Genomic DNA, 9,187 nt, shown 5'->3' with positions numbered 1-9,187 from the left:
CGGGCTCATATCTTTGTATTTTTAAACAGTTAAATCATTAAAGCTAGGGTAGCAAATTGTTTGCGGGCTAGTTACAATCATTGATTGATAATGCTGATAAAGGCAAATCTATCCTAGTCTTTTTCTTAAAGATTCAATAGTACCTAAATACTATAATTTAGTTATAGATATTGTATTACATGAGCAAAGTCTTAGAGAAAAATTTTAATGATTATTACGCAAAAAATACTTTTATTATGAATTTAAAATTTTCAGTAGGTCTTGATGTGTCAAGTAAAAAAGTAGATGCTTGTATAAGCACGATAGACTGTAATCAAAGCGTGAAGGTTAAGTCTTCTTGTAGTGTTTCTAATTCAAAAGCAGGCTTTTTAAAGCTAGTAAAATGGATTGATAAATGGACAAAAAAAGAGTCTATTCCAATAGTTGTTAGCTTAGAAGCTACTGGTGTTTATCACGAAGAACTTGCTTATTATCTAGATGATGCAGGGTATAGAGTTTCTATTATTTTACCAAACAAAGCAAAAAAGTATTTACAATCTATTGGCTTAAAAAGTAAGAATGATAAAATAGACGCTAAAGGTTTGGCACAAATGGGGGCAGAACAAAATTTATCTCAATGGATTAGACCTAAAGATGTTTTTGTAAGCCTAAGGTCTTTAACACGACAGTATCAATCCATTCAGGAATCGATTACGGTAGAAAAGAATAAGCTACATGCAGAAGAACAATCAGCTTTATCAAACAAGCATGTGATTAAGCAAATGAAAAGCCATATACGTTTCTTAGAAAAGCAAAAAACAAAGACAGAAATTGCTATCGAAGAAGTCATAAAAAGTGATGAGGAGCTAAAATTAAAAGTAGAGAATATTTGCACAGTTAGAGGATTATCAATACTTTCTGTAGCTACTGTTATAGCAGAAACAAATGGATTTAATCTGTTTAAAAATTACAAGCAACTAGTGAGTTATTCTGGGTATGATGTTGTAGAAAATCAATCAGGTTCTCATAAAGGCAAGACAAAAATATCGAAAAAGGGAAACTCAAGGATTAGACGAATTTTACACATGCCATCGTTAATAGCAATAGGTTCAGAAGGGACAGTTTTTAAGAACCTTTACCTTAGAGTTTATGAAAGAACAGGCATCAAAATGAAAGGTATTGTCGCTGTTCAAAAAAAATTATTGTTAACAATTTATTACTTGTGGAAAAAAAACGAACCCTTTGATATTAATTATCAAAATAAAGGAAATAAAAATATCCAAGAGGAGGAGAAGGAGCTTTCCTCTCGGTACGCCTCTGAAAGAGGCGAAAAAAATAGCCAAACAAAAAGTTTGGCTATACAAGGTAAACATCCAGTGAGTGATCAAAGTATGCTTCCTCTCGGTAAAATCAAAGATAAAAAAATTATGGTTGAAAATTAAAAAAATGTTTGGATTTAAAGATAGTACCTTTCCTCTACAATCAGGGCTAATAAACTGAGTTCAATTATTCTCACTTTACCTAAACCTAATCATCTATTGCGTTCAATAAAACCAAAACTTACAACAAATGTTAATTGATATGGATTAATTCCCTAAACAAGGAATATTTCCTATTTTTGCTAGAAATTCGTTTTCATGAAATCAACTCCTTTACATAAGTCGGTTGGGCTAGATTTATTTTACCCAAAACTAACAGGTTCGCTTAATTTACCTTTTGTTGAGCAAGGAATTAGTGCTGGTTTCCCTAGTCCTGCCGATGATTTTTTAGATATAAGCATCGACTTAAACAAAGAGTTTATTAAGCATCCTAGCACCACTTTTTACGGAAGAGTACGTGGCGATAGCATGGTAAATGCAGGGCTTAATGACGGCGATTTACTTATTATTGATAAAAGTTTGAGCCCTGAAAATGGTAAAATTGCAGTTTGTTTTATTGATGGCGAATTCACCGTAAAACGCATTAAAACTTTTAAAAATTCAATTTTCTTAATTGCCGAAAATGAAAAGTACCAACCCATTAAAGTAAATGAAGACAATGAGTTTTTAATTTGGGGCATCGTAACCACTGTAATTAAAAAGGTAGAATAAGATGTTTGCTTTGGTTGATTGTAATAATTTCTATGCCTCTTGCGAGCGGGTTTTTAAGCCTAATTTGCAACGTCAGCCCATTTGTATTTTATCCAACAACGACGGCTGTGTGATTGCTAGAAGTAATGAAGCTAAAGCTTTAGGAATTCCTATGGGCGCACCGGCTTTTAAGTTTGAAAAGTTTTTCAAAGCCAATAACGTGCGTATTTTTTCTTCTAATTATGCTTTATATGGAGACATGAGTGCACGGGTAATGAATTTACTAGCCGAGTTTACCCCTGAAATTGAAGTGTATAGTATAGATGAGTCGTTTTTAAAATTTACGGGGTTCGAACAGTTTTTTGATTTACACTTGCACGCTCAAAAGATGAAAAAAAGGGTTGAACAAGGTACTGGAATACCTATTTCTATTGGTATTGCACCCACCAAAGCACTAGCCAAAGTGGCTAATCGTGTGGCCAAAAAATTCCCTGAACGTACACAAGGTAGCTACATTATATACACCGAAGAACAACGAATTAAAGCCTTAAAATGGCTAAAAATTGAAGACGTTTGGGGAATTGGTCGTCAACATAGCATTCGACTACAAAAACAACAAGTTTTTACAGCTTATGATTTTACTAAGCTCAACGACCATTGGGTAAAAAAGCAAATGAGCGTGGTTGGCCTGCGTCTAAAAAAAGAATTGGAAGGTAAACCTACCTTAGATTTAGAGGATGTTGCTAACAAAAAAGCCATTGCAACCACTCGCTCTTTTGACCGACAATACGAAGATTTTAGTTACATCAAAGAACGCGTTAGTAGTTTTGCCGTAAGCTGTGGAGAAAAAATGCGCAAACAAAAAAGTTGCTGCAACCTGATTTACGTGTTTATAAAAACTAACCGATTTCAACAAAACAAACCGCAGTACGGCAGAGGTATTTCTATACAACTCCCCTATCCTACCAATTCTAGCATTGATTTGATGAAACACGCTATTGATGGACTAAAAAAAATTTACAAAAAAGGCTATGCGTATAAAAAAGCGGGAGTCATTGTTATGGGACTTGTTCCTGAAGGTCGTAGGCAATTAGCTTTGTTTACAGAAGAAAACCCAAAACACGATCAACTAATGAAAAAAATAGATGAGTTGAACCGAAAAGTAGGAAGGTATAAGATTAAATTTGGAGCTCAAGACTTATCTAAAACTTGGAAAATGAAACAAGAACATTTATCGCAAGCTTATACCACTTCGCTACAACAAATTATTGAGGTGAAGTCAAGCTAAAAAACTAATTTTCAAAAGACACAACTACATAGACTTAAGTATTTTTTAAAATCAATTTTATTTTTGCTGCTATCATTTTAGGTAAATCAATTAAAATGACAAAAATTCAGTAGCCTACTTTTTGGAATGATTTTAAGAAAACTATAATAATGAAAACACAATAAGAAGAATAATTTCAAGGTTTAACTTAAAAAATAACATTATGAAGAAAAGTTTGAATTTATTAATGGTAGGTCTTATTTCAGGGTTAGTAAGCGTTTTTGCTTATCATCAACTTAGCCTAACCGAAGCAACAAAGATTACAGAAAAAGAAGTTGAAGCGCCTCAAGTACAATTAACCTCCTCCTCTAGGTTGGGCTTTGGTGCAGAAGCACCTGACTTTGTGACAGCTGCAAAAGAGAGCATTAATGCTGTTGTTCATGTAAAAAATGTGAGTATTGGCAGACAACCAAGAAGCATTTTAGATTTATATTTTGGTGGAGGACAGGAACGAAGAGCAGTTAGAGGAATGGGATCTGGTGTAATTATAAGTCCAGATGGTTACATTATTACTAACCACCATGTAGTACAAGGAGCTACCGAAGTAGAAATTACCTTAAACAACAACAAAACTTATGCGGCAGAAATTATAGGCGAGGCTCCAGAAAATGATATCACTCTATTGAAAATTAATGAAGAAGACTTAACTTATCTGCCTTTTGGCGATTCTAATAATGTAGAAGTTGGTGAATGGGTATTAGCCATAGGAAATCCATTTAATCTTACCTCAACAGTTACTGCGGGAATTGTAAGTGCTAAAGCAAGAGATTTAGATTCAAAACAAGGTGTATTTCAATCGTTTATTCAAACCGACGCTGCCGTAAACTCAGGAAATAGCGGTGGTGCTTTGGTAAATACCAATGGCGATTTAATAGGTATCAATACAGCAATCACCTCACAAACAGGTGCTTATATTGGCTATTCTTTTGCTATTCCAAGTAATAACGCTAAAAAAATTGTAGAGGACTTAATTGAATTTGGGAGAGTTCGAAAAGCCGTACTTGGAATTAGAGGAATTGATCTAAATAATCAGGTGGCTAAGGAGTTAAGTGTAGGAGACGCACAAGGTTTTTATGTTTCTAGCATAGAAAGCAACTCGGGAGCAGAAAAAGCAGGCTTAAAAGAAGGTGATATTATTCAGTTTATAGACCAAATAAAAATTAGAAAGTTTTCAGATTTATCAGGCTACATTAGTACTAAAAACCCTGGTGAAACGGTAACGGTTGATTACACTAGAAACGGAAAGCCAAAACAAACCGAGGTAGAATTGATTAAACTTGCCTTGTATAGAATTAACGAAATAGGATTAGAAGTTACTAATGCAAGTAAAGATGAACTTAAAACATTTGATGCAAAACAAGGAGTAAAAATAAATCGTGTTCTTTCTCAACGACTTAATGCAGAACAACTTGAAGGCATTTTAATCACTGAAATTAATGATCAAAAGGTAAATTCTATTGAAGATGTTGAGCGCATTATTGATCAAAAAACTAATGCTGAAGCTCTAAAAATCACCTTTAAAGCAAGTAAAAACGACGAAAAAACTTATATTTTTAGATAATCAGATTTGTTTATAAAATAGCTTCAAAATATAAAAACGATACTTGGTTTTAAAGTATCGTTTTTATATTGAATCCAACTCTATTTACATTCATCTTTATTTTTAAAAAAACAATAGACCAAGACCTATTTTTGAAAGTTTACTTTTGAACAAAGCAACAAACAAACTATTCAAAATCAATAACTTCTACTTCTAAGTCTTCTTTATACTGAATAATATAAAAAGAATTGTTGTAGAAACCTTCTTGAAAATCAAAGGGAAGATAATTAAATTTATTTTCAAAATACTCAGTGTAGCTTTCTAAGTTAACTGTTTCGTAAATATCATTTTTGAAAGCAAGTCGCATAAAAATATCATAAGCTAAGTCAAATCCTCTTACTACAAATTTATTAGGATAGTAGCCAAATTGTTCTCTAAATTTTTCTTCAAAGCGGTCTGGTGCTGGCTGTGCTAGCTCTCTCGAAACACTTGGAAACGTAAAGTTTAAATCACCTAACCTAGAATTAGGTATTTCATCTTCATAAAAATTAACGCGGTTAGTTGTAAACAAACGTATATCATAGTCGTTTCTCTTCAATGAAGTTAGAAACGAAATAGTAGCTTCAATTGTTCCGGGGTCTGTACTTTCTAAAATGTACCAATTAGGTTTGTCTTTATTTAATACATTTTTAATATCGGCTAATTTCAGGTAATCATCATTAACTTTTACTTGTTGAGCATCTAAAAAGGTATAATTAATTTTATGTTTCAATTCAACAAGAGTAGAATCGGTATAGAAAACAATATTTTCATCTTGATAATTTTCATCCATATAAGATAAAATAGCATTTTCCATTTCTTTTTTTTCTGGAATAGTCTTGAAGAGGTTGTGTTTGTGGTAACTAGTATTGATTAAGGGTGAAAAAACAGGAACGCTATCGGTTTCTGAAAAACGTAATACTTCTTGGATATTTGATTCAATAACAGGACCTATCACCGCTTGTGTAGTTGAGAAATTATTGGCACTTAGCAACTCATAAAAATGATTTGAATCGGCCTGGGTATCATACACCTCTACCGAAGTTACAACCCCCTTGGCAAGAGCCGAATCCTGAGCTATTTTAATTCCTGTGTATAAATCTAAAGCTATTCTTCCTAGGCGATTTCTTCTCAGCATCAATTCTTTATTTACCGAGTCTTTTTCAAATAAATTTAAACTAAGCGGTAAAAATACTTTGATTTGTTTTTCCTCAGGATAATTAATGTAATACTCTAAGTTGATGCTTTTTTCACCTGGAATAAGTAAACTTCTTCGCTTATAGGGTATTTTAAGCGCCATTCCTTCTTCAAATCCACTGTATCTTAAGCTGGGGTTTAATAACTCTAAACGTTCTAAACTGATTTCATTTTCTTCAAGAATTGAATTTAAGTTCTTTTGTTTTTTTACCTCAACAAACTTAAGTTCTTCTTTGTTTTTGGTTTTTATTTTTTCTAATTCCTTTTCTTTTTCTTCTTGTTCTCTAACAATGGTAACAAACTGGCCAGCTTGTAAACTTTCTAAATCGGAATTGGCTTCTTTAATCGACTCAATAGAAACTCCATACTTTTTCGAAAGGCTATAAAAGGTTTCTTTAGGTTCAACTAAATGTTTTAGTTTTCCGAAAGAAGAGTTAGTAACACTTTTATTTAAATTTTTAAGCTGATTTTCCTCTTCTTCTGTGAGGTTTTTTACAGAAATTCTCAATTTGTCATTTAGGTCTAATTCCCTGGTATATAAATAAGGATTAAAATCTTTAATTTCTTTAATGCTTAATTCAAAAGACCTTGCAATACTGTAGAGCGTTTCCTTTGAACTTACTTCGTAAATTGTAAATTGAACCTCTCTAGCCTCTTCCTGATACCGGTTAGCTGGAACAACAATTTGTTGAGTTTGAATAGGGTCTTGATTTTCTATGCCAGGATTAAGCGATATTAGTAGGTCTTTTTCAATGTCAAGCTGATTAGCTAATTCATTCAAAGTTAACTCTGGCTGAATGCTAATGGCCACGTACTTTTGTGCCAAAGCACCAAAGCTCATCCCCAACAAACACAGTAAAATCGCTATTTTTTTCATTATTCCCATTCAATAGTTGCTGGTGGTTTTGAGCTAATATCATAAACCACTCGATTAACACCGGCTACTTGATTAATTATTTTATTTGAAGTTTCTTGTAAAAACTTGTAAGGTAAATCTACCCAATCAGCAGTCATTCCATCGGTAGATTCAACCGCTCTAAGAGCAACTACTTTTTCGTAAGTACGTTCATCTCCCATTACGCCAACGCTATTTACAGGTAAAAGAATTGCTCCTGCTTGCCAAACTTTATCATACAGCCCCCAGGTCCTCAATCCGTTGATAAAAATATGATCAACTTCTTGCAATATACGCACTTTATCTCTGGTAATGTCACCTAAAATTCGAATGGCCAAACCGGGACCAGGGAAAGGATGTCTTCCAATTAAGTTTTTAGCAATTCCTAACTCAGCTCCCACTCGCCTTACCTCATCTTTAAAAAGCATTTTAAGTGGTTCAACAATTTTAAGCTTCATGTAGTCAGGTAAACCACCAACATTGTGATGCGATTTGATAGTTGCTGAAGGGCCGTTTACTGAAACAGATTCAATAACATCTGGATAAATTGTTCCTTGTGCTAAAAAAGTAACGTCTTTAATTGAAGTTGCTTCATCGTCAAAAACATCAATAAAAATATTTCCTATTTTTTTACGCTTGGTTTCAGGGTCAGAAATACCTGCTAAAGCATCAAGAAAACGATCTGAAGCATCAACGCCTTTCACATTTAAGCCCATTCCTTTGTATTGATCTAAAACTGAATTAAATTCATCTTTTCTCAATAACCCATTATTTACAAAAATACAATGCAATTGGGTTCCAATAGCTTGATGAAGTAAAACTGCCGCCACGGTAGAATCAACTCCGCCACTTAGTCCTAAAACTACTTTTTCTTTGCCTATAGTTTGCTTTAACTCTTCTATACTTAAATCTACAAAAGTCGCAGGCGTCCAACTTGGTTTTAAATCGGCAATTTTGATTAAGAAATTCGCTAACAATTGTTTTCCATCGGTAGTGTGATAAACTTCAGGATGAAATTGAATACCATAGGTGTCTTCTCCGTCTATGCGGTAAGCAGCATTCAATACATCTTTAGTACTCGCTAATCGAACAGCGTTTGAAGGGAGTTCTTTTATACTATCGCTGTGTGACATCCAAACTTGCGATTGTTCTTCAATGCTTTCAAAAAGCAACTCAGCCTCTTTAATCATATTCAGGTTAGCTCTTCCAAACTCGCGTGTATTTGAAGCTTCTACCCTACCCCCAAAATGATGGGCAATGTACTGAGCACCAAAACAAACCGCTAGAAGAGGCAGTTTTCCTTTAATTTTAGATAAATCAGGTTGAGGCGCCTTTTCATTTCTTACCGAAAAAGGACTACCCGATAAAATTACCGCAGAAAATTCTGAAACTTCTTCTGGAATTTTGTTGAAAGGAAAAATTTCACAATAAAAATTAAGTTCTCTAACTCGCCTAGCAATTAGCTGAGTATATTGTGATCCGAAATCTAAAATTAAAACTTTATGTTGCATCTTGTTTTTTGAAACTAAAAATTGCGCCAAAATTAAGGTTTTTGTCGCTTTTAATTTCGAATTTTGAATAAAAAATTATGCTTAAGGATATTTTACAGGATTTAACTCACGAATTGAAATTTGGCTACCTCAAAAAAAAGCATCCATTTAGGTATTTTTCATTAGCTAGTGCTTCTGATACTAAGGTTAATCAGCGCACGGTAGTTTTAAGAGAAGTTACTGAAAAGAAGGAGTTACTTATTTACACCGATTACCGAAGTAGTAAAATAAAAGAGTTTTCAACAAACAAGCAAGCCTCTGCATTATTTTATCATCCCAAAAAGCTTTTGCAAATTCAGGTTAGTGGTGCTATTCAAATTATTACTTCTGGAAAAGAATATGAAAAACATTGGAATAAAATGCAGGGAAATTCCACTAAAGACTTCATCACAGCCTTAGCTCCAGGCACTCCTATTAAAAATCCAGATGAAGTGGAATACAAAGAGGACGAAAATCATTTTTGCTTATTAAAGCTAAAAACCAATACTATTGAATATTTACAATTAAAAAGACCCAATCACCTAAGAGCAAAGTTTGAGTTAGACGAAAATAATGAATGGGATGGTCAGTTTTTAAATCCTTAAAAACAGG

Annotated in this window: 7 protein-coding genes; 5 read left to right on the top strand and 2 right to left on the bottom strand. The window is 33.4% G+C overall.

All coding sequences use genetic code 11. The annotated features are described in order from the left end of the window. Nucleotides 1–236: 236 nt before the first annotated feature. The 4 genes from G7034_RS11765 to G7034_RS11750 all read left to right on the top strand — a co-directional run bounded on the left by G7034_RS11765 (nucleotide 237) and on the right by G7034_RS11750 (nucleotide 4,936). Nucleotides 237–1,421, top strand: a complete 1,185-nt coding sequence (locus G7034_RS11765) for an IS110 family transposase (protein WP_166399234.1) — start codon at nucleotides 237–239, stop codon at nucleotides 1,419–1,421. A 195-nt stretch (nucleotides 1,422–1,616) separates the two neighbouring features. Beyond that, on the top strand, nucleotides 1,617–2,069 hold the full coding sequence (locus G7034_RS11760) for a LexA family protein (RefSeq protein WP_166401150.1): 453 nt from the start codon (nucleotides 1,617–1,619) through the stop codon (nucleotides 2,067–2,069). Nucleotide 2,070: 1 nt separating this feature from the next. Then, a complete protein-coding gene (locus G7034_RS11755; protein WP_166401149.1) occupies nucleotides 2,071–3,336 on the top strand; it encodes a Y-family DNA polymerase in 1,266 nt (421 codons plus the stop codon). A 202-nt stretch (nucleotides 3,337–3,538) separates the two neighbouring features. Beyond that, entirely contained in the window at nucleotides 3,539–4,936 is a 1,398-nt protein-coding gene (locus G7034_RS11750; protein WP_166401148.1) for a S1C family serine protease, read from the top strand. Between the two features lie 166 nt (nucleotides 4,937–5,102). Here the strand turns inward: G7034_RS11750 and G7034_RS11745 are convergent, their stop codons facing one another. Then, nucleotides 5,103–7,028, bottom strand: coding sequence for a LysM peptidoglycan-binding domain-containing protein (locus tag G7034_RS11745; protein WP_166401147.1), 1,926 nt, complete (start codon nucleotides 7,026–7,028; stop codon nucleotides 5,103–5,105). Next, nucleotides 7,028–8,557 carry a glutamine-hydrolyzing GMP synthase gene (gene guaA / locus G7034_RS11740; protein ID WP_166401146.1) on the bottom strand — a complete coding sequence of 510 codons (1,530 nt, stop codon included), beginning with the start codon at nucleotides 8,555–8,557 and terminating at the stop codon, nucleotides 7,028–7,030. The genes G7034_RS11745 and guaA overlap by 1 nt, the downstream gene beginning before the upstream one ends. Nucleotides 8,558–8,634: 77 nt before the next feature. On the opposite strand from guaA, the gene G7034_RS11735 reads away from it, so the two are divergent. Beyond that, entirely contained in the window at nucleotides 8,635–9,180 is a 546-nt protein-coding gene (locus G7034_RS11735; RefSeq protein ID WP_166401145.1) for a pyridoxamine 5'-phosphate oxidase family protein, read from the top strand. The last annotated feature ends 7 nt before the right edge of the window (nucleotides 9,181–9,187 follow it).

Source organism: Psychroflexus maritimus (assembly GCF_011089875.1).
Classification (GTDB): domain Bacteria; phylum Bacteroidota; class Bacteroidia; order Flavobacteriales; family Flavobacteriaceae; genus Psychroflexus; species Psychroflexus maritimus.
The sequence above is the reverse complement of the archived record's forward strand: the minus strand, read 5'-3'. Positions and strand labels throughout refer to the sequence as shown.